The organism is Pseudomonas sp. LAP_36 (assembly GCF_019456785.1).
Lineage (GTDB): Bacteria > Pseudomonadota > Gammaproteobacteria > Pseudomonadales > Pseudomonadaceae > Aquipseudomonas > Aquipseudomonas tritici.
In genome coordinates this window covers 173,429-199,394 of sequence record NZ_JAHZMS010000008.1, presented here as the reverse complement: position 1 = coordinate 199,394, position 25,966 = coordinate 173,429, and the positions used below count along the sequence as shown (strand labels likewise).

Annotated in this window: 19 protein-coding genes and 1 pseudogene; 6 read left to right on the top strand and 14 right to left on the bottom strand. The window is 60.9% G+C overall.

Annotated elements, in window-relative coordinates:
* Positions 1-31: 31 nt before the first annotated feature.
* From JBO08_RS23045 to JBO08_RS23005, 9 genes are all read right to left on the bottom strand, one after another.
* Positions 32-2,446, bottom strand: coding sequence for a TonB-dependent receptor (locus JBO08_RS23045; protein ID WP_220074967.1), 2,415 nt, complete (start codon positions 2,444-2,446; stop codon positions 32-34).
* Positions 2,447-2,547: 101 nt separating this feature from the next.
* On the bottom strand, positions 2,548-3,525 hold the full coding sequence (locus tag JBO08_RS23040) for a FecR domain-containing protein (protein WP_065872288.1): 978 nt from the start codon (positions 3,523-3,525) through the stop codon (positions 2,548-2,550).
* Complete coding sequence (locus tag JBO08_RS23035; RefSeq protein WP_065872287.1) at positions 3,526-4,041, bottom strand: sigma-70 family RNA polymerase sigma factor; 516 nt, start codon at positions 4,039-4,041, stop codon at positions 3,526-3,528.
* An 85-nt stretch (positions 4,042-4,126) separates the two neighbouring features.
* On the bottom strand, positions 4,127-5,311 hold the full coding sequence (locus JBO08_RS23030) for an aminotransferase class V-fold PLP-dependent enzyme (protein ID WP_065872286.1): 1,185 nt from the start codon (positions 5,309-5,311) through the stop codon (positions 4,127-4,129).
* A 15-nt stretch (positions 5,312-5,326) separates the two neighbouring features.
* Entirely contained in the window at positions 5,327-6,571 is a 1,245-nt protein-coding gene (locus JBO08_RS23025; RefSeq protein ID WP_065872285.1) for an MFS transporter, read from the bottom strand.
* A 16-nt stretch (positions 6,572-6,587) separates the two neighbouring features.
* Positions 6,588-8,438, bottom strand: a complete 1,851-nt coding sequence (locus JBO08_RS23020) for an IucA/IucC family siderophore biosynthesis protein (protein WP_065872284.1) — start codon at positions 8,436-8,438, stop codon at positions 6,588-6,590.
* A gap of 37 nt (positions 8,439-8,475) precedes the next feature.
* Positions 8,476-9,624 (bottom strand): NAD/NADP-dependent octopine/nopaline dehydrogenase family protein, encoded by a 1,149-nt coding sequence (locus tag JBO08_RS23015; protein ID WP_065879967.1) that lies wholly within the window; start codon positions 9,622-9,624, stop codon positions 8,476-8,478.
* Positions 9,625-9,649: 25 nt separating this feature from the next.
* Positions 9,650-10,693 (bottom strand): PLP-dependent cysteine synthase family protein, encoded by a 1,044-nt coding sequence (locus JBO08_RS23010; RefSeq protein ID WP_220074968.1) that lies wholly within the window; start codon positions 10,691-10,693, stop codon positions 9,650-9,652.
* Positions 10,694-10,707: 14 nt separating this feature from the next.
* Positions 10,708-12,102 (bottom strand): Y4yA family PLP-dependent enzyme, encoded by a 1,395-nt coding sequence (locus tag JBO08_RS23005; RefSeq protein WP_258407158.1) that lies wholly within the window; start codon positions 12,100-12,102, stop codon positions 10,708-10,710.
* Between the two features lie 610 nt (positions 12,103-12,712).
* On the opposite strand from JBO08_RS23005, the gene JBO08_RS23000 reads away from it, so the two are divergent.
* The 3 genes from JBO08_RS23000 (at position 12,713) to JBO08_RS22990 (ending at position 16,329) form a co-directional block, all read left to right on the top strand.
* Complete coding sequence (locus JBO08_RS23000; RefSeq protein WP_065879966.1) at positions 12,713-13,603, top strand: CoA ester lyase; 891 nt, start codon at positions 12,713-12,715, stop codon at positions 13,601-13,603.
* Between the two features lie 26 nt (positions 13,604-13,629).
* The gene (locus JBO08_RS22995; RefSeq protein WP_065872277.1) at positions 13,630-14,031 is read left to right on the top strand and encodes a ParB N-terminal domain-containing protein; all 402 of its coding nucleotides are present in this window, start codon (positions 13,630-13,632) and stop codon (positions 14,029-14,031) included.
* 99 nt (positions 14,032-14,130) lie between these two features.
* Positions 14,131-16,329 (top strand): TonB-dependent siderophore receptor, encoded by a 2,199-nt coding sequence (locus JBO08_RS22990; RefSeq protein ID WP_220074969.1) that lies wholly within the window; start codon positions 14,131-14,133, stop codon positions 16,327-16,329.
* Between the two features lie 305 nt (positions 16,330-16,634).
* On the opposite strand, the gene JBO08_RS22985 is transcribed toward JBO08_RS22990, so the two are convergent.
* Entirely contained in the window at positions 16,635-17,678 is a 1,044-nt protein-coding gene (locus JBO08_RS22985; protein WP_220074970.1) for an LLM class flavin-dependent oxidoreductase, read from the bottom strand.
* 188 nt (positions 17,679-17,866) lie between these two features.
* Between JBO08_RS22985 and JBO08_RS28575 the strand changes: the two are divergent.
* Both JBO08_RS28575 and JBO08_RS28570 read left to right on the top strand, forming a co-directional pair.
* Positions 17,867-18,907, top strand: a pseudogene (locus JBO08_RS28575) (cache domain-containing protein); the annotation flags it as partial.
* Positions 18,908-19,045: 138 nt separating this feature from the next.
* Positions 19,046-19,813 (top strand): methyl-accepting chemotaxis protein, encoded by a 768-nt coding sequence (locus tag JBO08_RS28570; RefSeq protein WP_405045953.1) that lies wholly within the window; start codon positions 19,046-19,048, stop codon positions 19,811-19,813.
* Between the two features lie 182 nt (positions 19,814-19,995).
* Here the strand turns inward: JBO08_RS28570 and JBO08_RS22975 are convergent, their stop codons facing one another.
* Positions 19,996-20,481, bottom strand: a complete 486-nt coding sequence (locus tag JBO08_RS22975; protein ID WP_065872272.1) for a flavin reductase family protein — start codon at positions 20,479-20,481, stop codon at positions 19,996-19,998.
* 322 nt (positions 20,482-20,803) lie between these two features.
* On the opposite strand from JBO08_RS22975, the gene JBO08_RS22970 reads away from it, so the two are divergent.
* On the top strand, positions 20,804-22,210 hold the full coding sequence (locus JBO08_RS22970) for a cytosine permease (RefSeq protein ID WP_065872271.1): 1,407 nt from the start codon (positions 20,804-20,806) through the stop codon (positions 22,208-22,210).
* On the opposite strand, the gene JBO08_RS22965 is transcribed toward JBO08_RS22970, so the two are convergent.
* From JBO08_RS22965 to JBO08_RS22955, 3 genes are read right to left on the bottom strand one after another with little or no spacing between them, the layout of a single operon-like run.
* Positions 22,198-22,764 carry a sarcosine oxidase subunit gamma gene (locus JBO08_RS22965; protein ID WP_065881111.1) on the bottom strand — a complete coding sequence of 189 codons (567 nt, stop codon included), beginning with the start codon at positions 22,762-22,764 and terminating at the stop codon, positions 22,198-22,200. The two genes, JBO08_RS22970 and JBO08_RS22965, sit on opposite strands and share 13 nt — an antisense overlap.
* Before the next feature lie 3 nt (positions 22,765-22,767).
* Entirely contained in the window at positions 22,768-25,665 is a 2,898-nt protein-coding gene (locus JBO08_RS22960) for a 2Fe-2S iron-sulfur cluster-binding protein (protein WP_220074972.1), read from the bottom strand.
* Positions 25,662-25,961: a sarcosine oxidase subunit delta gene (locus JBO08_RS22955; protein WP_012723544.1), complete on the bottom strand. Its 300-nt coding sequence runs from the start codon at positions 25,959-25,961 to the stop codon at positions 25,662-25,664. The genes JBO08_RS22960 and JBO08_RS22955 overlap by 4 nt, the downstream gene beginning before the upstream one ends.
* Positions 25,962-25,966: the final 5 nt, after the last annotated feature.

Sequence of the window (25,966 nt, the reverse complement as noted above, 5' to 3'; positions counted from 1 at the left end):
CGGTGCAGCTAGCCGTGCCGGGCCGAAGGTTTCAGAAATCGACCGTGGTCGACAGTAGAAGGGTGCGTGGCGAGCCTTGAGAGAACGCACCATAGGAAGCGACGCCCGACCAATACTCACGGTCGAACACGTTCTGTACCGTGGCGCGGAAGGTCGTCGGCCTCTGGGCGATACGCGTGCTGTAGCGCACGCCCATGTCGAAGCGAGTCCAGGGGTCCAACTGCTGGGTGTTGGCCTGGTTCACATATTGGCTGGCGGTGTACAGCGCCCCGCTGGTCAGCGTCAGCCCCTCGACCCAGGGTACGTCCCACTCGGCCCAGAGGTTGGCTTGCACCTTGGGCACCCCCACCGGGGTATTGCCCCGGTTGGCGGCAACCGCGCTTTTGGTCAGTTGTGCATCCAGCAGCGTCACCCCGCCGAGCAGGCGTGTACCTCGGCCGGCCTCGCCGGATACGTTGAGTTCGAGGCCCCGGTTGCGCTGTTCACCCTGTACCGCAAAGGTTGTGCCTGACAGTTCGCCGCTGGGTTTGGTGATCTGGAACAGCGCGAGTGTGGACATAACCGTGCCGTAGTCGAGCTTGACCCCGACCTCATGCTGGCGTGAGACGTAGGGGGCAAAGATCTGGCCCGCATTCGAGGCCGTGACGGGAGCGATATCGCCTTTGCTCAAGCCTTCCAGGTAGTTGTAGTAGAACGACACGTGATCCCAGGGGCGGACGACCGCCCCGAACAGCGGCGTCGTCTTGCCATCGTCGTAAGCCGTGGTCACCGCACCTGCCGCGTCATAGTTGTTGGAGCGGATGGTCTGTTTGCGCAGGCCGACAGTCACCTGCAGGCGCTGATCGAGCATCGACAAGGTGTCGGCAACCGCGACGCCGGACAATTCGGTCGCCGAGACTTTCGGCGTGGCAGGCGTTGGAATGTCTACCTCCGGCCGGGAGATAGGGTGGTAAATGTTCGACAGGATCGGCGGGCCGGAAATAATGCCGCGCGACAACTCATCGCGATAGCGCGTGACTTGCAGCGTGGTGCTGTGGCTGATCGGCCCGGTGTCGAAGCGCAGTCTGGCGCCGGTGTCGACCGTGTAGCGCCGGACCTTGAATTTGTAATAGCCGGGAATCGACGAGGTGTCCCCGGCGGTGTTGACGATGGTCGGGGTCTGGTCGGAAAGGCGTGCCACGTTCGACTTCCCACCGCCGGCATGGGCGAACAGGGTCAGTGCGTCGTTCACGTCATACTCGCCACCCAGCAATGCCGACTCGTCGCGGGTTTTGGACCAGCCCCACGCCTGGCTGACGTTGGTACGCCCGTTGGCGGCGTGGGGAATCGGCACACCGGGAGCGATCAGAAATGGCCGTGAAGCCGCGTCAAATTGCTCTTGCTGGGCGATCAGGTCCAGGCTGGTGCGCAGGCGATCACCCTGGTAATCCAGGGAAATGGCACTCACCCCGACGTCTCGCGATTGCTTGTCGATGACGGTGTCACCCTGCTGCGCGCGGCCGTTGACGCGCACGCCGAATCGCCGGTCCTCGCCAAACCGCCGACTCAGGTCGATTTGGGTGCCCAGTTGCAGGTCTTGGCCATAGGTGGCCGTGACGCGGGTCAGGTCCTCGTCCAGGGAGCGCTTGGGGACCACGTTGATCACGCCACCGACGGCGCTGTTGGGGGACATGCCGTAGAGGAGGGCGCCGGGGCCTTTGACCACTTCGATGCGTTCGGCATAGTCGGTGAAGACCCGGTAATTGGAGGCCACGCCGTACACGCCGTCGAACGCCAGTTCCCCAAGGTTGCCTTCGCCCACCGGAAAACCACGAATAAAGAATGAATCGACGATACCCCCCGTCTGGCCGGTGGAGCGGACCGAGGAGTCGCGCTCCAGCACGTCGCCTACGGTTGTCGCCTGCTGGTCTTTGATCAATGACGCGGTATAGGTGCTGATGCTGAAGGGCGCGTCCATCACATCCGTATTGCCCAGCAGGCCGAGACGCCCGCCCTCGGCTACCTGGCCGCCCGGGTACACCGGCGGCAGGCTATCGGTATGTTTTTGCGCCGCCTCCACCGTGGTCGCCGACAACGTTAGCCGGCGCGGTACCAGGGTGTAGCTGCCATCGCTGCGCAACACCATCTCCAGGCCGCTGCCTTCGAGCAAACGCGTGACAGCCTCCTGGGTGGAGTAGGTCCCGCGCAGTTCGGGGCTGATCAGCCCCTCCGTGAGCGACGGCTGGAACGACAGGGCAATGCCGGCGTCCACGGCAAAGCTTGAGAGCGTTGCGCCGAGCGGGCCGGGGGCAATGTGGTAGGCCTGCAAAGCGACCGCGTCCAATTGGGCCGGTTCGCCCGCCAATGCTGCCGGGCAGACGGCACCGGCCAGCAGCAGGCTGAGCACGACGCCGTGCACCATCGGTTTGAGCGGACGAGCCGGACGCAGGGGCCGTGCTACAGGCATGAAAGGAGGACCCAATGGACGAGAGGAAAAGGCTGTTCCTGTCTTTGCCAGCCGAGATCGAAAAAAGTATCACCCCGACCGCCGTTTATTTTTGCGTGAAATCAGGCGGGCGACAGGGTGACCCAATAACCGCGCAAATGACTGTTCGCCAGCACGGGGTAGGTGTGCACCAGCATACTCAAAGTGCGATCGGTATCACCGACCGGAAAGGCCCCGGAAATGCGCAGGTCGGCGATGGCCGGATCACAGCGCAGGAAGCCTCGGCGGTAGCGCGTCAGTTCCGCGACGAAATCCGCCAGGCGCATCTTGTCGGCCATCAACATGCCTTGGGTCCATGAGCCGATATAGCGATCGGTCGGCGCCAGCTCACCAAAGGTCTGTGAGGAGAAGTCGGTGCGCTGCCCGGCGTTGACGATCAACGGTGGGGTCTGGCGGTTATCGGCCAATATCACGCTCACCGCGCCGTCGATCACGGCGAGGTGCGTGCGTGGGCTCACTTCTCGTACGGTAAAACGTGTGCCCAGCGCCTGCATGCGCCCCTGGCGGGTGCTGATCAGGAACGGCCGGGGCTGAGGGGCGTTGTCCACGGCGGTCTGCACCAGGATTTCGCCTTCGCGCAGGTGAATAAGGCGTTGGCGGTCGTCGAATACGACGTCGATAGCGGTATCGGTGTTCAGGGTGATACGCGAGCCATCGGCCAGGGTCAGTTCGCGGCGCTGGCCAACGTCGGTGCGGTAGTCTGCTGACCATTGCTGCGATTGCGCCAGCTTCCAGCTTCCCCAACCCACAGGCATCACCGCCAGCAGGATCGCCAGCTTGCCCAGTGCTGCACGACGTTCCGGGCTGTTTGGCCGGTCCAGCGCCGACATCGCCAGGGAGGGTGGCAGGCCGCCGAACTTGCTCTGCAGCAATTGAGCACGCGACCAGGCACGATCACGCTCCGGGCTGCTGACCTTCCAGCGCTCCCATTCGGCACGCTCGTGCTCGCTCAGTTCGCGTTCGTTCAAGCGCATCAGCCACTCGGCGGCTTCTTCGAGTACCTGCGGGTCCAGCGGTGGCTCCCTGCGCAGACCGAGCATTCATTCCACCAGCATCAGGCATTGTACGAAGGCCTGTTTCATGTAGCGCTTGACGGTGATCAGCGATACACCCAGCTGCTCGGCGATGTCGTCGTACTTGAGGCCGTTGATCTGCGACAGCAGGAAGGCCCGCTTGACCAGCGGCGCAAGGCTATCGAGCATGACGTCGATTTCGTGCAGGGTTTCCAGCACCATGAAGTGCGCCTCGGGCGACGGCGCTTCGTGGGTGGGCACGTTCGCCAGTGCATCCAGGTAGGCGCGCTCCAGTGCCTTGCGCTGGTACCAGTTGACCAGAATGCCCTTGGCCACGCAGCTCAAGTACGCCCGTGGCTGGTCAATCACCGTGACTTGTGAGGCGAGGATCCGGGTGAAGGTGTCCTGGGCCAGATCCGCCGCATCCATGGCGTTACCCAGTTTTCTCTTCAGCGTGGCGTACAGCCAGCCGTGATGCCCGCTGTACAGGGCCTCGATGGCACGCAGGTGATTGAGATGATTCGCGGAAGAGGTTTCGCTCATGGCGGCAGATTTGTTTGTAATTGAGAAGTATTCCCAATGCTAGTTGACAACCCGACTTGAGCGCAAGCGCGATTGTCTCCCGTGATCAGGCATGTGACAGGCGTATCAAGGCGTCAATCAATGAATCGATTTCGGCTTCGGTGTTGTAGGCATGAACTGACGCACGGCTGACCTCACGCAAGCCCCGATGTTGCATGTCGAGCAGGGTGGAGCCTGCGTTAGAGGTGCTCACGTTGATACGTTTGGGTTGCGTGGCGAGCCACTGCTGCACCTGTGGGGCGCTGCTGTACCGATGACTGAACGTTACGATGCCGGACTTTACAGGTCCCAGGTCCTGGGGAGTGATAGCCGTCACTTCCGTCAGTCGATGGCGTAAGTAGCCTGCCAGGTGCTGGATGCGCTGCCACATCGGTTCGATGCCCTGCGCCAGCGCATACTCCGTCGCCGCCCCCAGGCCCAGCTTGGCCGCGACGTTGCATTCCCAATTTTCAAAACGTCGGGCATCAGTGCGAATTTTAAAGCTATCCGCCGTGAGCAACGAGGCCGCGTGCAGGTCAAGAAAAACCGGCTCCAAGCGCTGGCACAGGGACGGCTCGATGTACAGGAACCCCATGCCCCTGGGCCCGCGCAGATATTTTCGACTGGTGGCGGTGAGCATATGGCAGCCGATCTTTTGCACATCGATCGGTACCTGCCCCACCCCCTGGCAAGCGTCCAGCAGGAACAATACGCCCGCCGCCCGGGCGAGGGCACCGATCTGCTCGACGGGTTGCACAGGCCCGCCATTGGTGGCGATCATCGGCAGCGATACCAGGGCGACGCGCTCGTCTTCAAGCAGGGTCGCCAAGGCCGCGAGGCACACCTGGCCGTGTTCATCGTTGGGGATGATCCGGATCTCGATCCCGCGCTGCTGCCTCAATTGCAGGTATGGGATGTAGTTGCCGGCGTATTCGGTCATTGATGTCAGCACGGTATCGCCGGGCTTGAGCGCCAGTGAATAGAACGCCATGTCCCAGGCCCGGGTGGCGTTTTCGACCACTGCGATTTCATTGGGACGCGCATTGATCAGGCGCCCGATGGCGGCGTAGACATTTTCCAGTTCAGCCGCGCATTGGGCGGCCGCTTCATACCCGCCGAGGCGCGCTTCCTGTTGCAAGTGCCCAGTGATGACCTGGACCACCGGCTCAGGCATCAGCGCCGCACCGGCATTATTGAAATGGATCAAATGCTCGACACCCGGTGTGTCGGCACGCAGTTGTTCAACGTTCACACCCTCACTCCTTGTTCAGTCGCCGTCCGCAACGCGATTGGAAGGCGCGGACACCGACCAGTACCGCAACGCGATCATGGGAATCAGCGCCACTGCATAGGCCAGGCACACGAAAAGATAGGTGTATTGCAGGCCATAGACCTGGCTCAGCAAGCCACCAATGGAGATGCCGGCAATCGAGGCGAACTGCGCCGTACTTTGAGCAATACCCAGTACGTAGCCTTGTCGCGAGCTGTCAGCGGTTTTCGAGACCAATGCCATCAGCACAGGGGTGGTCGCCCCCAGCAGCACCCCCCAAATGAAGTAGGCAACGATAAATACCACGGGGCTGCGCGTTACGCCTGCCACGGCAGTCAAGGCAATGCAGCCCATGACGATATACGTGATGCGTTGCAGGGTTTCTGCCTGGGAACGATGCTCGAAGTAGCGCGACCACGCCGTTGCCGACAGGATAAAGCCCAGGGCCAGCAACCCATAGCACAGGCCGACGACTGAGTTGCTGACCTCGAACGTCGAGCTCACGTACAGCGAAAAGGATGTCTGCGGCAACATGCGCGCCAGCAGCAGGATCCCCATGACACACAGCAGCGACAGCAGGGGAGAGCTGCGCCATACGCTGTCGGTGCCTGCGGCCGGCGCGCGGGTGGCCACCGCCGGTTTTTTCGGTACGGGAGGCACATCCGGCAACGTCACGGCGGCGATGACGGTACAGAGTGCACAGAGCACTGAGGCGACGATATTGATCCAGAAAAACGTCGCGAAATCGAGGATCAGGCCGCCTACGACCGCGCCCAGCAGTGAGCCGACATTGGTCGATATCTGCAGGATCGCAAATAACCGGGCCCGTCGCGACGGGGCTTCGATACTGACCCCGTAAGCCTGCGCCGGGGCTATATAGCCAGCAAAGGCGCCCTGCAGAAAACGCAGGACCAGGATGACCCAGATGTCACTGAAAAACGCCAGCCCGAGCTGGGTCAGGGACAACCCCGCGAGTGCGCGGATCATCATTAATTTGTGGCCGTAGCGATCGCCGATGCGGCCCCAGAATGCACTGGTCAGCATGATGCCCAGCATCGGCCCGACGTACACGGCGATGCTGGCGAAGCTGAATATCGACTCCGAAGAGGCCAGCCCGCGCAGGTGCACGGGCCAGAACGGCCCGCTCATTTCCATCGCGCCCATGGAGACCAGTTGGATCGCGAACAGAAGATAAATAAGGATTCTCACACTTGAACCCTGGATGGCACCTGCTTGGGACATGAGACGGCCTCGATCGTTAAACGGCAGCTAGCGGGTTGGTCAGGGTGTGCTGCAAACGGTAGTTGGAATACTGCATCAGATGCATGCGCAGCAATGAACGGGTAGGCCAAGGATCCTCGACAAAGGCCTGGCGTTCCACTTCCCACACCTGCGGCGAAACCCGATCGCGTACGGCGGCGAAGGCGTTTTCGGTTTCCTCGCGCAATACTGCCCACAAGCGCGTGTTGTCCATGCCGTATTCCTTGGTCAGCCATAGGGCCATTTCATGCAGGTGCGTGAGGAACGCGGCGTCCAGTACAAACATGCGCACCGGTTCGATATCACCGGTAAAGACCGTAGGCAGAATGCCAGGCTGCACGTGTGGCTGTAACGTATAACCGCGTTCTTCCAGCAGCGGGGCGTAGGTCCTGCCATCGCCAAAGTCGCGGATCAGCAGGCTGCGCGGCAAGCCATCGGGTGAGAACAGCACCATGGTGTTCTGCTGGTGCGCCTCGAGCCCGATACCGTACAGCAAGTAGATTGCCACCACGGGGTGGGTGACGACTTTTGCATAGTGGCGAAACCACCGTTCTACGCTGGCGGCGTCGGCGCGCTCCCCATCGCGTTCGATCAGGTCGGTAAACAGCGGCCGACCGCTGCCCGGCAAACGGGTGAACAACGAGGCCACAGTGATCGGCAGGCGATCATCGCTGCGTTCAAACGCTTGCCGGCTGGCACGAAATACCACGGACAGGTGTTTTCCCGGTACGTCGTCCTGGGTGATCGCGTGTCGATAGCGCACGCCGATTTCTTCAGGGAAGATTTCCAGTTGCTGGTCGAAACCGTTTTCGGCTTCCAGGATTTGCGTGATCACCGTGCTGATGCGCGGCCCCATATGGATCGACTTGGCTTGCAGGCTGCGCAACTCGCTGGTCATCCACAACGCGATGGGCAATTTGATCAGCGGCGCAGCGTGGTCCAGTACCGGCATCATCGTGCGGTATGACATGGTCGGCAACGTCTGAATATCCGGCCCCTCGGTGATCAGGAGACCTTCTTCGATTTCTGCGGCAAACGTCTTGAGCACATAGGCCTGCAAATGCCAGCCATGAATCGGCAGTGGCAGCCATTGTGTTTCATCCAGTCCCTTAGCGTTCAGCGCCGCCTTCCATTGCTCCCAGTGTGCCGGGAAGTTGCTGGCGAACCAGGCGGGGTAGCTGGTCACGTGGGGCATGCTTTCGCTTTTGGCCATGTCAGTACGCAAGGCGGCAATTCGCAGGGGCACCTGGGCGTTGAACTCCGGAGACAGTTGCTCGACCTCAGAGTCATTCAGTCCGGGGCGGGCTTTCCAGGTCGGGTAGTAGGGGTGACCTTCCAATGAGCCCCACTGGTCCAGCAGGATGGCGGCGTCCTTGGTGCTCGAATGCCGGCGCAAGTAATCGGTAAGGCTGATGAGGCCCTGGCGTTGAGCGGCCTGGGCCAGGCGTGCGTTCCAGTGTTGGCGATACTGGCGTGCATGGGCGTCGTTCAGCAGGCTGTTTTCCATATCCGACTTGAGACCGGCCACGCCTTCGTCGCTGGGCTCAAAGTCGAAACTGTCGCGCAGTACATCCAGCAAGTCTTGATGGCGGGTGATCGCCTGGCGCACGCCTTCGGCCGTCAGCAGCACCACGTCGCCGTCATTGACCAGCGTGTCGGCCGGCCCCAGTGCAATCTCGGAGAAAAACAGCTGCGCGCCGCGCTGCTTGAGCGGGTAGGTGGCCTGGCGGCCGTCGGGGGTAAACGCCAGCGCCGAACGATCCAGGATATTTTCCGCAAACAAGCAACGAATCAGCCGGCGCAGGGCGTTTTTGCGGGAGTAGGCGATCAAGGTGTTGAGGTCATCCATATCAGCTATCTGCTCGTTGAGTCATTCATTAAAAGGGTTATGCCGTGCGAGGCCATTGGCTCGGGAAGTAATCCAGCGCCGAGTCGCGCAGGCCTTGCATGTAGGCAACGCTCCAGTGCAGGACTTCTTCGATATAGGGCACTTTCAGTTCAAACCGCCTGGCCATTTCCACCAGCAACACCAGCCCATAGGCGACGTCTTCGTTGAACGCGCGGCTCTCACGCTCGATCACATACCCGGCGCGGTTATCGCCGGCCGGCACCATGGGGGCGAGGATGTCGTTGTAGGCCTGGTTGGTGCGCAGAATCGACAACATGCTGCTCTGGTCGCGAATCTGATCGCCGTACGCCTCGACGATTTCCTGTTTCAAGGATTTGACGGACGACAGATCGACGCCCATGCGCTCACTGATGACCGCGCACAGTTCCTGGCTTTCCTGATCCATGCGTTCCAGGAAGTAAGCGCCCAGTTCGGGGCACTCCGTCCACCAGCACAGGCGCTGCGGAAAGATCTTGCGGTGCCATTGGCCGTAGGGGCCGATCAACCCGTAGATCACCGAGCTGTGCATGATCGGGTTGCCGGGCGTCAGGGTGATTTCCAGGTAGTGATCGAGCAGCGTGACGCAAGGGCCGTAGAGCCGTTTGAGGATGTCGTGCAGGTGCTGGCGCGACGTCTGGGATTCTCGCGAATGGGTCGCGACATACAACTGGCTTTTGCCGCCGCCCATTTTTATCGACCGGCCTGGTTTGAGTTCGAAGGCGGTATGAGGCACGTCCTTCATGCCCCATATCACCAGGTTCGGGTGATTTGCCAGTGTGGCCTCGGCCAGCCAGTCGAACCCGCAGAAGCCCGGAATCGCCCCGATGTACACCGGTTTACTCGTGCTCAAATGCGGCGCGATGGCTTGCAGGATTTTGGCGCGGGCATGGGCTGGCACCGTGATGATGACGATATCGGCGTCTTCGACGGCGGGCCTGGCCTCGGCGGTCACCCGGTCCAGCCGGGCGGTCAGCGTGGATCCGTCCGGCAGCACAGCCTGGAGCGGCACCTGCCGGGCGTGGTGGTCGATGACGTCCAGATTGCTGGTCAGCAGCGCAACCTGGACGTCGGGCAGTTGTTTGAACAGGATGGCGTTGAGATGACCGGTCCGGCCACCGCCGCAAATGGCGACTTTCAGCGGTTTCATGAGGCGTTCCTTAGTCGAAAGAGGGTCATGCAACGCTGAGTTGCAGCGGGGCGGAGCTGGACTCCTGCCAATGGTTCTTGCCCAACCAGGCATCCAGCTGCGACGCGACGCCGGGGTCGAGCAGGTCGCGTTCGTCCAGCCACTTATCATCGAAGACCGTGTGCAGGTATTTTTCGCCGCCATCGGCAATCGGCACCACGACGTTGCCGCTCAGTACACCTTTGTGAATCAGTTCCAGGGCCTTGAAAATCGCACCACCGGTTGAGCCGCCTACGAGCAGGGCGAGGTGGCGGGCGATATAGCGGGAGGTCTCGAAGGCTTGTGAGTCGGTAACCTGCACGCCCAGGTCGATGCAGCTGTAATCGAGCACCAGCCCCACTGTGTCCCCGGCAGGCGTGCCGGTACCGGACTGATAATACGGATAGCCGGGGTGTCCGAAGACGATGGAGCCTGCGGGTTCCACTGCCACTGTGACGATGTCGGGGTTGTGCTGTTTAAGGCCTCGGGCAATTCCGGTCATCGACCCGCCGGTACCGACGCAACCGACATACGCGCCGATAACACCTTCGGCCTGAACGATGGTTTCCCGCACAAAGTCGCTGTAGCCGCCGGCGTTGGCCGCGTTATCGGACTGGTTCATGAACACGGCGCCCGGGATCTGCTCGGCGAGTTCGGCCGCCAGGCGCTGGCGCTCTACCACCGCGACTTCATCTTCGCGATAGGTCCCCGCGACAAACCGAATATCCGCGCCCAGTGCCTTCATCACCGCGATCTTGTCCTGCGCCGCGTGATGGTCAACCACCGCGATAAACTGCAGGCCGAATTCAACGGCGGCCATGGCCAGGCCGATGCCGGTATTGCCCGACGACGACTCGACCACCACACCGCCCGGTTTCAGGCGTCCGGATTTGAGCGCGGCGAGTACCATGTTGCGCGCCATGCGGTCTTTGATACTGCCACCGGGGTTATTTTTCTCTATCTTTAATAACAGCCGGGCGTCAGTTCCCGGGATATAAATACCCAACATGGGCGTATTACCAATCAGTTCGGAAACTTTGGTCAGTATCATAGGAAGTACTCCCTCTAGTAGTCAGGTGAAAACGCGTAGTTACCGTGCGTGCAACAGGTCGCCACCATTCGCCGAGGTAAGGGGTGACGATGAAACTCGTTCTCCAGCAAGTCCATTTGGTAACCGGCGGTATTGGCATAAATCAATAAGTCGCCGGCCTTGGGGGACGTAGTAAAGTTGATCAGGCGCTGGGTGATGACGTCATCATCCAGACAACTATGCCCGGCAATATAGGCTTGCATCGGCGTGGCCGATGTTGGTGCCGCGCTGATTAATATCGGGTCGACCAGGTATTCCGACGCGAACCATGTTTCGCACGCGCTGAAACTACTGCCTTCGACAAACAATACAGTTTTGTTATTTGCCAGTTTTTTGCTGCGTGTAATGCGGAACACTGAAATGGCGGCTTGGTCCACCAGGCTTCGGCCTGGCTCCAATCCCAGTGTGATGTTGTTGGCTTTCAAGTACTGGGCAATGTTCTGGTGCGGCGAGTAGGCACTTTCCAGAAATGAATGCAGCCACTGGCTCGCCGTCAAGTTGCTGCCGTAAGGGTAGTAAGAGTTGGGCACGGATTGGTTGTAATAGTGACTGGGCGTATTGTCGTTGTGTATAAAACGATCGTAGGCGTGTGGCTCAATATAGCGGATGGGCAAGCCTCCCCCGATATCGATCATGGTCGGGTTCAATCCCATCTTTCGAGCCTCATCGACGAAATCCGTCACTTCACGAAAGGCCTGTGCTCGGGATTCGAACCCATAGCCACCCAGGTGGAAATGGAAACCCTCGAAGTCAAAAAAAGCCCGAAGCCCGGTCAGTAAGTGCAAACACACCAACACGTCCGAGGCCCCCATTCCGAAGCGGCTGGTCGCACAGTTTTTGGGCCTGTAACGCAATAAAATCCGGGCTTTGATGGCCTTGCTGCGGGCTTCGAGCAGTGTTTTCAAATGGTCGAATTCTTCCAGTGAATCCACGCAGATCAGTGCGCCGGCCTGGACGAGCTGCCGATGAAAATCCTCGGTTTTGGCAGGACCGGTGGCACACAACTGATCGGCTGGCACACCGGCGCGCAGTGCTGCCTGCATCTCGTAAAGGCTGGAAACGTCGACGCCGATACCGGACGCCTTGGCCGCGCCCAGCAAACATTGCGACTTGTTGGCTTTGGCGCCATAGAAGACCGCATGCTGGACTTCATGCTGTTCCAGCACTGATCGCAATGCGCAGGTGTTCAGTGCAAAAGCATGTGGCCATACAAGATTCAGGGGCGAACCGTATTGTGCGACGAGTTCAAGCAGGGTGTCGGGCTGGCTATGTAACAGCTGTGCGATGCTTACATCCAATAATGGATTAAGCATTTTCGAAAGATGAACTTCAGTGCGCACTTTATTTGGGTGCGTTGTTGCAATGGACATAACTATCCCCTGGCGCTTATAGCGTCGTCATTCATATTTTAATCTCTAAAAGAGATCGATGAATGTGGTCTTGTCGCTCGTCGTGTTTTTACGCTTATGTGTTTGGCGGTGGATGCCACACGAATCCTGCAGGCGAAACTGTGGCTTTGACAGTCATAATCGGTTCACAAAACAATTGCATAAGAACCCCATTTCATAAGGTTTATACGGATGTAGCGATCAGCCACTAACTGCTGATTTTCTTGATCTAATTCACCGGCGAGTGATGGGTAAATGATGTCGCGAGGCCATACTTTCGGTGAGCATTAGGATTTGCATGTGCACAAGAAAAGTTTCTCTTGGCGGCGTGAACAATATTGCTACCGAGAATGATTATCAAGTAAGGTTTTCAAATATTTCACATTAATGCCCGCTGAAGATCAGTGCGCGAACCCGTATTTGCACGCTCTTTCGGGCGTTCGTCCCTAGTTTGAAAGCGTTGTTAATTCATTGATCAATAAGGGGTTAAACGTTGATCGGCGAGGGTGGCGCCAGAGGCGCAATTTACCCCCTCGGTGCCCCTGAAAATTTTTTCAAAAACCACGACTGATGCACGCCAAGGAGAGATGCCATGAACACTGATCGTCAGAGCACGACCACGCTGCTTCCCATCAGCTACCTGTTCGTTCCGGGGAACCGTCCGGAGCGCTTTGCCAAAGCCGTTGAGGCCGGGGCGGATGCAATCATCCTGGACCTCGAGGATGCGGTTCATCCCGAGAGCAAAGCCGCTGCCCGAGCTGCCGTGTGGGCGTGGCAGGAAAGTACGTCGAGCGTTGCGTGCCAGCGGTTTATCCGGCTCAACAGTGTCGGCAGCGCGTTGTTCCGCCAGGACCTGACGTGGTTGGGCGACATGCGTTACCCCGAGCGTTGCACCGGGGTATTCCTGCCCAAGGCCGAGGCTCCCCAGGCGTTGGCGCGGGTGGTCGAGCAGCTGCTGGCATGGCAACCCCAGTTGCACATTGTCGCGATCATCGAGACGGCCAAAGGCTTGCAGCAGGTGGAGGCGATTGCCGCGATTCCCGGCCTGGCGCGCCTGGCCTTCGGCTCGCTGGATTTTTCCCTGGATATCAATTGCGGCCAGGTGCCCGAGGCGTTTCTGTACGCACGCAACCGCATCGTGCTGACCTCTCGCACTGCGGGTTTGCCGGCGCCAATCGACGGGGTAACGCCTGCGATCAACGACCTGGCGGTGGTCGCCCAGGACTCGCTTTACGCGCGCTCCCTCGGGTTCGGGGCCAAGCTGTGCATCCATCCCGCGCAGCTGTCGACGGTGCAGCGCGCGTTCTTGCCCGATGCCCACCAATTGGCCTGGGCGGATCGGGTGATGAGTGCCGTGGCCGGCGGTAGCCACGCGGTGCAAGTTGACGGCGAAATGGTCGATCTGCCGCTGATCGAGCAGGCGCAACGTCTGCTGGATCTGGCCCATCGATACGCAGCGGTCGCCAAGACCGGGACCTGCTGAACATGCTGCCAGGGCAGGGGGGAACCATGGGGCAGACCTATCAGATTGCGCTGCGGCCGGTGTGCGAAGTACGGCAATCGGAACAGGTGGACCCGGCCAATGTTCAGTGGCTATGCGACTCGATTATCCGCGCAGGGCATTGGCTGGAACCGATCATCGTCGAGCGCTCGCATGGCATCGTGATGGACGGTAACCACCGCCTGAATGCAGCGTTGCAGTTGGGTCTGTGTCGAGTACCGTGCATCCAGCTCGACTATACGGACCCACGGGTGTGCGTAAGGCACTGGCGCACGGGGCATGCGTTCGAGGTCGCGCGGATTTTCAACACCATCGCTCGCGGCGAGATCTTTCCGTACAAGACCACGCGGCATGTGTTTGATCCGGCGTTGCCGGTCATCGCGATACCGCTGGATCGCCTGTACGAATGAGCCGTGCAAAAAAAATCATGGGGAGGGTGATACTTTTTCGCACGTCGACTGGCATTAGGAGTGATTCCCATTTTCCCTCGTTGAAAGGATCCTCTCGTCATGCCTGTTGCCAGTCGGCCCTGCGGTGAGCGCGTGTTAACACTCGCCATTCGAACCGCCCTGTTGAATTTTGTCATGGTCGCAGCGGGCGCCAATGCCTGGGCTGAGACACCAACGCCTGCCGCCACGGATGACAGCACGCCCAGCCTGACACTCGACACCACCACCATCGACGGTCGCTACAACGGCCCGACGGCGCTGCCCGACGTTCTCCCCGGTGGGCAGGTAGCGCGCGGCGCGCGGCTGGGCATGATGGGCAACAAAGACGTGATGGATACACCCTTCAGCGTCACCAGCTACACCGCCAAAACCCTCGCCGACCTGCAAACCGTCACCGTTGCCGATGCGCTGGAACGTGACCCCTCGGTGCGCTCCACGGGGCAGACGGGCGGGATCGTCGATTCGTTTTTCATTCGCGGCTTTGCGATTGGCGAAGGCAACCTGGGTGAGCTGGCCTACGACGGCGTGTATGGCGTAGCCCCCAACTACCGGGCCTTTACCGAGTACGCCGAACGTGTCGAAGTGCTCAAGGGGCCGGGCGCCTTGATGTACGGCATCTCGCCCAACAGCGGTGTCGGGGGGGTCATCAACATCGTGCCCAAGCGGCCGCTGGAGCAGGACCTGACCCGTTTTACCGGCAGCTACGCGTCGGACTCCCAAACGGGCGGACACCTGGATATCAGCCGGCGTTTCGGTGAGGAAAACCAGTTCGGCGTGCGCTTCAACGGCAGCCTGCAGGGCGGCGACACGGCCGTGAACGACCAGCATCGCGACGTGGGGATCGGTGCGATCGCCCTGGATTATCGCGGCGAGCGGCTGCGCCTGAACCTCGACTACATCAGCCAGAAAGAAAGCTTCGACGGCGCATCACGCCCGTTTACCATCGCACCGGGCGTTGACGTGCCATCCGCCCCGAATGGCCGCACCAGCCTGCCGCAGAAATGGGGTTGGTCGGATACCAAGGAACAGTCCGCGTTGCTCGGCGGTGAATATGATCTGAGCGACAACCTCACCGTGTTCGCGCATGCAGGGGGCGGCAAGTCGGATGTGAAGCGCATGTCCGACCAGGTGCCGCGCATCCTCAATGATGCCGGTGACACCAGCAACGTCCCGGGTTATTACAAATTCAACGTCGACCGTTCTACCGTCGATGTGGGGATGCGCGGGCTCTTCGCCACCGGCCCGGTCACCCATACCACCACGTTGATGGCGACCCGTTACCAGGATGAGCTGTCGCGGGGCATCAACAACGGCACGACAATCCTCTCCAATATCTACCACCCGGTGGACACGCCCAAGCAATACATCAATACGCCCAAGGTGCTGCGAGTCTCCGAGTCGGAGTTGTCCGGCGTGGCGTTGACCGACACCTTGGGGATGCTGGATGACCGTTTCCAACTGACCCTGGGCGTGCGCCGGCAGTTTATCGAGTCACGTAACTATAATGCTGCCGGCTCCGTCAGCTCTCGTTACAACGCCAACGCCACCACGCCGTTGCTGGGTGTGGTGGTCAAGCCCTGGGAGGACGTCTCCCTCTACTACAACTACGTCGAAGGGCTGAGCAAAGGCGATGCGGCACCGGGCACGGCGAGCAACGCCGGGGAAACCTTTGCGCCGTACGAGTCCAAGCAACACGAACTGGGGGTGAAGTATGAACACGGCACCTTCATGACCACGCTGGCGTTGTTTCAGATCGAGAAACCAGCCGGTGAACTGGGCGCCAATGGCGTGTATTCGGTGCAGGCCGAACAGCGCAACCGTGGCCTGGAACTCAGCGTGTTCGGCGAAGTGGCCACCGGCACCCGTTTGATGGGGGGAGTGACCTTCCTTGATGGCGAGCTGACCAAATCTGCGACTGCCGCTAACCAGGGCAACAAGCCGGTCGGCGTGCCCGACATCCAGGCCAACCTGTGGGCGGAATACGACACCCCCTGGCTGGAAGGTTTGACCCTTACCGGTGGCGCGATCTACACCGACAGCCAATACGTCAACCAGGCCAACACCCAAGCGCTGGACGCCTGGACCCGTATCGATGCAGGCGCGCGCTATGCCACCAAAATTGAAGGGCGGCCGACGACTTTCCGCGCCACGGTGCAGAACGTATTCGACCGTGAGTATTGGTCGGGCGTGGCCTCTTATAGTGCGTTTTCCCCGGGGTATCCGCGCACGTTACAACTATCGGCTACCGTCGATTTTTGACGGGGGCCGTTTGATTTCAATGACTCGGACGCCAGATGCGAGTCTCGTTTCTCGCTCCAAATACAAGAAAAAGCCACTCTGATGAGTGGCTTTTTTTTGCCTGCGATTTATGAAATAGACGCGTAAGTGTCTTTTTTGTAAAAGCCGTCAGTAGCCTGCTGTGCAGGCGTTTATGCCTTATCCAGCACCCCAAGCAGATGGATCCTGCCCGAACCCGTAAGAGCGGTGAGGAGCGGGGGACAAGCGTTGCACCCCGGCTTCACCCAGTGTCCGCAGCTTTTCAATCTACGCAGTTCACCGCGTACTCAACGAAACGCCGGCACCACATGCTTGATAAACAATTCCAGGGATTTTTTCTTCTCTGCGTGGGGCAGGCTGTTGTCACACCAGAAGCTGAACTCGTCGACACCCAGTTCCTGGTAGTACTGGATGCGCGGAATGATCTCTTCCGGCGTTCCGATCATCGCGGTCTTATGCAGGCTTTCCAGTTCAAACTCAGGGCGACCGGCGAATTTTTCTTCCGGGCTAGGGTCGAGGAAGCCGTTGACCGGCACGCTCTTGTTACCAAACCAGGCATCGAAGGTGCGGTAGAACTTCGAGATTGCCTTGGCCCCGACTTTCCAGCCTTCCGGGTCGTCAGCCGTATGCACATGGGTGTGGCGCAGCACCATCAGTTGCGGGCGTGGTACGTCAGGGTTGTTGTCCAGGGCGGCCTGGAATTTGTTTTTCAGGTCGAGGACTTCTTCATCACCCTTCATCAGCGGCGTGACCATTACGTTGCAGCCGTTGGCCACGGCGAAGTTGTGGGAGTCCGGGTCGCGGGCGGCGATCCACATCGGCGGGGTGGGCTGTTGGATCGGTTTGGGCACGCTGGTGGAGGTGGGAAACTTCCAGATATCGCCGTCGTGGGCGTAGTCGCCTTTCCACAGTGCACGCACCACCGGCACCATCTCGCGCAGGGCCTGACCGCCGCTTGAGGCGGGCATGCCACCAGCCATGCGGTCAAATTCAACCTGATAGGCGCCCCGGGCCAGGCCGACTTCCATACGCCCGTTGCTGATCACGTCGAGCAGGGCGCATTCGCCTGCCACCCGCAATGGATGCCAGAACGGCGCAATGATGGTGCCAGCGCCCAAGTGAATGGTGGTGGTCTTGGCCGCGAGGTAAGCCAGCAGCGGCATCGGGCTTGGCGAGATGGTGTATTCCATGGCGTGGTGCTCGCCAATCCATACGGTGCTGAAGCCACCGGCCTCGGCCATCAGGGTCAGTTCGGTCAAGTCTTCGAACAGCTGGCGATGGCTGACACTCTCATCCCAACGTTCCATGTGTACGAACAGGGAAAACTTCATGACGCTTACCTCGGATCTATTGTGATCGGCCTGTCGACTGCGGGCCCTTAAGTGCTCTCGCCACTGTGAAGCGTGCCGGTGATAACGGCTGTTCGGCGGATTGATTGTTGGTATACCATAATACGGAATATCCGCAAAACTTTTCTCTCCAACGGTTGCACCCTCACCTCACAAGGAAGGCGAGCTCGATGAACATAAAACAAAAATTAATCCTGGCCTTTGCGGTGATCGCCAGCCTGCCGGTGATTCTGGTGGCTGTGCTGATCATCCTCAATGTGCGCCATGAGGCCAGGGACGGCTTTGTCGACAGCAGTGGGCGCGAGATCCGCCAGGTGGACAACGCGATGCAGCTGTTTTTTGAAGGCATCAGCCAGAACGTCGCCTATCTGGCCGGACACCCGCAGTTGCAGAGTATCAATGGTGATGTGAAACGCTACTTGGCCAGTGATGCGGCGCAGATCGCTCCCGGCGCGCGTGACGGGCAACTTTTCACGTTGTTCGAGGGCCTGGCCAAGAGTCACTCGGCCTACACCTATCTGTCCCTGGGCACCGAGGACGGCGGTTATGTGTTCTGGCCCGGCGACCCTAAGCTGGCCAACTACGACCCACGCACACGGCCTTGGTATAAAACGGCCATGGCCCAGCCGGGCAAGACCCTGCGCACCGAGGCCTATTACTGGGCCGCCGACGATGTGGTGCTGGTCAGCACCGTGCAAAGCTTCAACGATCGCCAGGGCAAGGCGAGCGGGGTGGTCAACATCGACGTGTCCCTCAAGCAACTGACCGATCTGGTCAAGCAGATCAAGCTGGGCGAGAGCGGCTACCTGATGCTGATGGAAGCCAATAACACCGTGCTGGTGGACCCGAATGACCCGTCCCACAATTTCAAGAAGCTTGGCGAGCTGGGGGAAGGCTATCGGCAGTTGAGCGAAGCCGGCCAGGGGCTTGTGCAAGTCGAATTGGCGGGTGAGCGCTATATGGCCTTGGTATGGCCATCAAAGGCCTTGGGCTGGCGGTTTGTCGGGCTGGTGCGCGAGAGTGAAGTGATGGCCGGCGCAGCACGCCTGACCTGGCTGATTGCGGCCATTGCGCTGGTGTGCGGTGCGTTATTCGCGGTGGCCGGCGCCTGGTTTGCCGGGCTGATCGTCAAGCCGATTCGCGGCGTGGCCAGCGGCCTGGAAGGCATTGCCCAAGGTGAGGGCGACTTGACCGCGCGCCTGGATGTGAAAGGTCGCGATGAAACGGCGCAGCTTGCCGGTTGGTTCAACCAGTTCCTCGAAGCCATCCGCACGCTGATCCAACGTATCGGCCAGGCCGCCGCGCAGATCCACACCAGCTCAGGCAGTGCCACCGAAGTCTCGGTGGAGATGGCCGAAGTCGCCGAGCGACAGCGTGAAGCGGTGGATATGGTTTCGACGGCGTTTCATGAAATGGTCGCCACCTCCAACGAAGTCGCGCGCTCCTGCAGCCAGGCGGCCGACTCGGCCGACAACGGTCAGCGTCAGGCCCATACCGGGCAGCAGCAGATCGACGCGGCGGTGAGCAGTGTCGGGCGCTTGAGCCAGGAAATCGGCCACTCCGCCCAGGCCATGGAGCAGCTGGAAAAAGACAGCAATGACATACAGTCGATCCTCGGCACCATCCGCGCCATCGCCGAGCAGACCAACCTGTTGGCGCTGAACGCCGCTATCGAAGCCGCGCGGGCGGGTGAGCAGGGTCGCGGTTTTGCGGTAGTGGCGGACGAGGTGCGCGCACTGGCCAAGCGCACCTCCGACTCCACCGGTGAAATCGACGGACTGCTCGGCAACCTGGCACGCCGCACTCATCAGATGGGCAAGCAGATGCATGCGAGCTTGGAGGTGTCCCAGGAAACGGTGGTGTCGATCAACGACGCGCGGGCCAGCTTTGGCCTGATCCGCGAGTCGGTCGACGTGATCCGCGACATGAACACGCAAATCGCCACCGCCGCCGAAGAGCAGCACCAGGTGGCCGAGGACATCAATCGGCACATCAGCCAGATTCATGGGGATGCGCAGTTAGTGGCAAGCCTGGCCGACTCCACGCGCCAGGATGCGCAGCAATTGACGGCGTTGTCGCAGACGTTGAATCAATTGGTCAGCCGCTTCCGCACCTGACTGGCACCCTAGCGCAAACATGGACACCGGCAGACACGCTTTGGAATGCAGTCAAAACTGTGGGAGCGGGCTTGCTCGCGAAGGCGGTGCATCAGTCACTGAATCCAACGACTGAAATACCGCCTTCGCGAGCAAGCCCGCGCCCACATTTGATCTTCGGTGTTTTCAGAAAGGGTCGGGGATCAGGCAACCAAGGGCAGGGCGCCCATCTTGCCGTGGCAATACACCAGTGGCCCGGCGTTCTGCTGGGGCACGATCAGGTTTTTCACCGAGCCGACCATGATTGCGTGGTCGCCGCCTTCATATTCGCGCCACAACTCGCACTCGATCACCGCCGTGGCATTGGCCAGGATCGGGTTGCCCAACTCACTGAGCGTCCATTCGATGCCCTGGGCCTTGTCCTTGCCTTTGCGCGCAAAGGCATAGGCTTCGGTTTGCTGCCCCCCGGAAAGCACGTGAATGGCAAAGCGCTTGTTCTTGATCAACACCGGGTACGAGTCGGAGCTGTAGTTGGGGCAGAACAGCACCAGGGCCGGGTCCATGGACAGTGAACTGAAGGCACTGGCGGTCAACCCGACGATTTGCCCCTCGTCATCGAGCGTGGTGATCACGGTGACACCGGACGGAAACGAACCCATCACTTGTTTGTAGATAGCGGCATCAATCATGGGACGGTCCTCTGCGGGTAATGTGGTTTTTATGAGCTTGTAGGTCTGATGGTATACCGTAATACAATCGATGCAACCGCTTTTTCAATCGCCCGATGAACGTCAATTCGGGGGCTTATCACCAATAAATACGGGAGCTATGGCGGGAAATAACAGGGTGCGCTGTGGCACAATTGCGGATCAGATGCGCGCTAAGACTACGGATCAGTCTTGTGAAAATGTTGGAATACCATAATATGGTGTTCATCTGAGGGGCAGCCAGAGAGCTCCCCCGGTTTGGCGTCAAACAACTATAAGATCAGACAAACGCGAGTTCATTTCCATGCCCCAGATGTCCCGGCAAGACCCCCTGATCGAGCATCACACGGTCGATTACGTCCCCCTCGCAGAGCGCCATGGAAAGGCCCGCGACCTGTTCACGTTATGGTTCAGCACCAACATCGCGCCGCTGCCGATCGTCACGGGTGCCATGGTCGCCCAGGTGTTCCATCTCAATCTGGTGTGGGGGCTGCTGGCGATTGCCCTCGGGCACCTGCTCGGCGGCATCGTGATTGCCCTCGCATCGGCCCAAGGCCCGCGCATGGGCATCCCGCAGATGGTGCAGAGCCGTGGCCAGTTCGGCCGTTACGGCGCGCTGCTGATCGTGTTCTTCGCCGCGCTGATCTACATCGGCTTTTTCATCTCCAATATCGTCCTGGCTGGCAAGTCCATCGTCGGCATCGTGCCGTCGGTGCCGGTGCCGGCGAGCATCCTGATCGGCGCCCTCAGCGCCACCGCCATCGGCGTGATCGGCTATCGCTTTATCCATACCCTCAACCGCATCGGCACCTGGGTGATGGGCAGCGCTTTGCTGGCCGGTTTTATCTACATTTTTGCCCATGACCTGCCGGCAGATTTCCTTACCCGTGGCGGCTTCAACGCGGCGGGCTGGTTGGCTACCGTGTCGCTGGGGGTGATCTGGCAGATCAGCTTTTCGCCCTACACCAGCGACTACTCGCGCTACCTGCCGGCGGACATTGGCATCACCCGGCCGTTCCTCGCCACCTACCTGGGCGCGACCCTCGGCACCATCCTGTCCTTCGCCTTTGGCCTGGTAGCTGCACTGGCCACGCCCGAAGGCACCGAAGCCATGGTCGCGGTCAAGCAAGCCACCGGCTGGCTGGGGCCGATCCTGATGGTGCTGTTCCTGCTCAATATCATCAGCCACAACGCCCTGAATCTGTACGGCGCGGTGCTGTCGATCATCACCTCGGTCCAGACCTTCGCCAGCCACTGGACACCGAGCATCAAGGTGCGCGTGGCGCTGTCGGGCGTGGTCCTGGCCGGTTGCTGCGTGGTGGCGTTGGGCGCGTCGGCGGACTTCATCTCGCAATTTATCGGCCTGATCCTCGCGCTGTTGCTGGTGTTGGTGCCGTGGGCGTCCATCAACCTGATCGACTTCTACATCATCAAGCGAGGGGTCTATGACATTGCCTCGATCTTCCAGGCCGATGGCGGGGTGTATGGGCGTTTCAACCTGCATGCGATCGTGGCGTACTTCATCGGCATCATCGTGCAACTGCCGTTTGCCAATACGTCGCTGTATGTGGGGCCGTGGGCCAACCTGGTGGAAGGCGCGGACTTGTCGTGGTTGGTGGGGTTGGTGGTGACGTGCCCGTTGTATTACTGCCTGGCGACACGTCAACACACCCAAAAGGTCAGGGCGGCGCGGTTGGGCTACACCGACTGACCCACGCCACCGAACTCCTCCAGCGCATCCCGCAACGCGCCCTCGAAGTATGCCTTCGAGGCGCGATCCCAGAGGATATGAAACGCCGGCAGCTCCACACTGCCTGTGTGGATGACAATCGCATTGACCCGCGCCACCGAGGTCTGTGCCACCATCCCCGGCTTGAAGGCCGGGAAACTGAGATCCACCCCGCACAGCTTCGCCATCACCTGCGCAATCACCTCCCCGCTGAGCCGCACACAGGCATGGCTGTCCTGGCGCGGCAGCCGGTAGTTGGCGCGGTGGTCCAGTTCCCAACGCGCTTCTTCATCGGCAATCCGTTGCCCCTGATCCTGCAGGCTGCCCAGCACCAGGTATTCGTTCTGCGACAGGCGCGCCACCCAACTGCCGTCCGCTTGCGCGCAGGCTTGGTTAGGCGCGCCTGGCAACGTGAAGCCGCGCGCCGTGAGGTACTCGGCGCTTTGTGCGCCGCGAAAGCCGACCCGGGGCAGGTCGGTCTGGTCCTGCAGTTGGCAGGGCGGCGTGAACAATTCGTGGGCCTTCAGACTGGTCATGGCTTAACCCTCCTGGCGTTGGTTAGTGGGGTCTAAGAACGGCAGTTGCACCACCTCGGCCTGGACGACGATGCCGCCTTCGACGCGAATCGGAATACGCTGCCCCGGTGTGCTTTGGTCGATCCCGGCGTAGGCCAGCCCGATGATGCGGCCCAGGCTGGTGGAGTATTCGCAGGAGGTGACGTTGCCGCTGATGTCCGCGCCGTTGAGCACCAGGTGGCCTTCCAGCGGTTGCACACTGCCCTTGGGCAGGCTGAAGCCCACCAGTTTGCGTTTCAGCGGCTGGGCTTCGAGGATGTCCACCGAGCGGCGGCCGACGAAGAACGGCTTGTTGCGGCTGACTGCCCAGCCCATGTCGATTTCCGCCGGGTGGGTCATGCCATCGGTGTCCTGGCTGATGATCACGTGGCCTTTTTCCAGGCGTAGCAGGCGCTGGGTCTCGACGCCGAAGGGGCGAATGTCAAAGGCCTTGCCGGCCGCCATCAACGCGTCCCACAACGCCAGGCCGTGGCGTGCCGGTACGTGGATTTCATAGCCCAGTTCGCCGACGAACCCGACCCGCAGCAGGCGTGCCTTGATCCCGGCCACCGTGCCCTGGCGCACGCCCAGATAGGGAAAACCTTCGGCACTGAGGTCGAGATCGCTGCACACCTGCGCCAGCACCTTGCGCGAGTCCGGCCCGGCCACGTTGACCGCACAGATCGCGGCGGTGACGTTGGTCACGTCCACATCCAGGCGCCACTGCGCGTTCCACTTGAGCATCTGCTGGTAAATACGATCGACGCCGCTGGTGGTGGCGGTGACGTAGAAATGGTTGTCGGCCAGCCGCGCGCACACGCCGTCGTCGATCACCACGCCGTGCTCGTTGGTCATCAGCGCATAACGCGAACGGCCCACCGGCTGCTTGAGGAACGCAAAGGTGTACATACGGTTGAGCAATTCGGCGGCGTCCGGGCCGCGCACGTCGAGACCGCCGAGTGTGGACACATCGATCAGCCCGACCTTGTTGCGCACGTGCAGCGCTTCGGCCTGCATGCACGCTTCGCGGTCCTGGGCCTTGCCGTAATAGGCCGGGCGCTGCCAGATCCCGGCGGGCATCATCTTCGCCCCGGCTTGCACATGGCGCGCGTGCATCGGTGTTTGGCGGTAGGGGGCGAAGGCGCGTCCGGCGACATGCGCGAGTTTCTCCGCCACGAACGGCGGCCGTGCGGTGGTGACCCCGGTTTCGCTGATAGTGCGCTGGGTCGCCCAGGCCACCAGCCGTGCGGTCGGCAGCGCTGAGTGGCGCCCCTGGGACGGGCCCATGCCGACCGTGGAATAGCGCTTCACCAACTGCACATCGCGGTAGCCAATGCGGGTGGCGTTGACGATGTCCGCCACCTGCAGGTCTTCGTCGAAGTCGACGAAATCCTTGCCCTTGGGGTGCGGGAAGATCGGCCAGGGGAAGTTGACCTGAGCTTCAGGGCGCAGCGCTGCAGGCGGGCTGGAGCTGTTCAATCCGAGGGCGAGCAGGCTGTCGGCGGCGGCGTTGGTCGCATCCGTCAGCACATTGTCCAGTTGATGCCGACCGTGTACGGAACCGGCCACGCCCAGATTGCGCGGCAGGCCACTGAGGCTGAACTCCGCCCGCGAGTCTTCATAGGCCAGCTTGCCACCGGCCTGGCACAGCAACTGATAGACCGGCATATAACCGGCCGACATGCACAGCAGGTCGCAGTCGATCACTTGCCCGCTGGCGCTGACCTGGCCCTGGCCAGTGATCTGGCGCACGTCGACGCCCTTCACATGGCGCAGGCCTTTTTCATGCAGGGCCTCGAACACCGTGCTGTTGCTCAGGCACGCGATCTTGCGCTGGGCCAGGGCGCCCGGCAGGGCTTTGTCCGCCGGGGCGTGACGCAGGTCGATCACGGCGGCCACGTCCACGCCCTGGTCATGCAGGTCGAGGGCGGCCAGGTAGCCGTCATCGTTGCCGGTGAGCACCACCGCGCGCTTGCCGGGCTTGACCGCATACAGCTTCATCAGGCGTTGCGCGGCGCTGGTGAGCATCACGCCCGGCAGGTCGTTGTTGCGGAAGACCACCGGTTGGTCGAATGAACCGCTGCACACCAGGCACTGTTTTGCGCGCACTTTGTACAGGCGCTTGCCCTGGATCACCGGCAGGTAGTTGTCGGTGAACCAGGCATTGCAGGTGGCGTCGGTGAGCACCTGGATATTCGCGTGTTGCTGCACCGCGCCCAGCAACTCGCGGCGCAAGGTGTCGGCACGGGTGCCGGCAATATCGAAGCGCGCGTAGGTCAGCGACCCGCCGAGGATCGGTTGCTGCTCGATCAGCAGCACCTTGGCGCCGGCATTCGCGGCGGTCAGCGCGGCCTGCAGGCCAGCGGGGCCGGCGCCGATCACGGCGAGGTCGGTAAACAGGTAGGCCTTGTCGTAGTACTCGGGTTGGAACGTCAGGTCGAGCACGCCCAGGCCGGCCTTTTTGCGGATGATCGGCTCCCAGACTTTCCACATGCCCTTGGGCTTGTAGAACGAACGGTAGTAGAAACCCACCGGCATGAACTTGGAGAACTTGCCCAGGTAGGCGTCCTTGTCGTTGTCCAGCGAGCCGTTGACGTTCTGCGCCGTCACCGCCAAGCCGGCGGACAGCGCGTGGGCGTCGGCTAATACGTTGGGTTCGCGAGGCAGTTGCACCAGGCTGTTGGCGTCCTGGCCGGCCATGGTCAACGGGCCGCGTGGGCGGTGGTATTTGAACGAGCGCGACATCAGGAAGCGCCCGTTGGCGAGCAGGGCGCTGGCGATGCTGTCGCCCTGCAAACCTTGGTAGGGCAGGCCGTCGAAGCTGAAGTCGAGTGGCTGGTCACGCTGGATCAGCAGGCCCATGGGGGCGGGGAGGCGGTTCATCCGGCGATCTCCTTGGCGGTGGTGAAGTCGACGCGGGTGGTGAACACTTCGCGCGGATCGAAGGTGCGCACGATCTCGTCGGTGACCGTGTGGCGCTCGGCGAGGAACCAGTAGCTGGACGGCGTGTGCATCCACCATTCGCGCACCACGCCGGCAAGGTTGTCGGTGTTGAACACGTAGTCGGCCCATTCGGCATCGCTGCAGGTCAGCGGGTCGGGCATCGGTTTGAATTCACCGCCGTAGGTGAACTCGCTGATATTGCGCGGCCCGTTGAGCGGGCAAATCATGATTTTCATCGTCT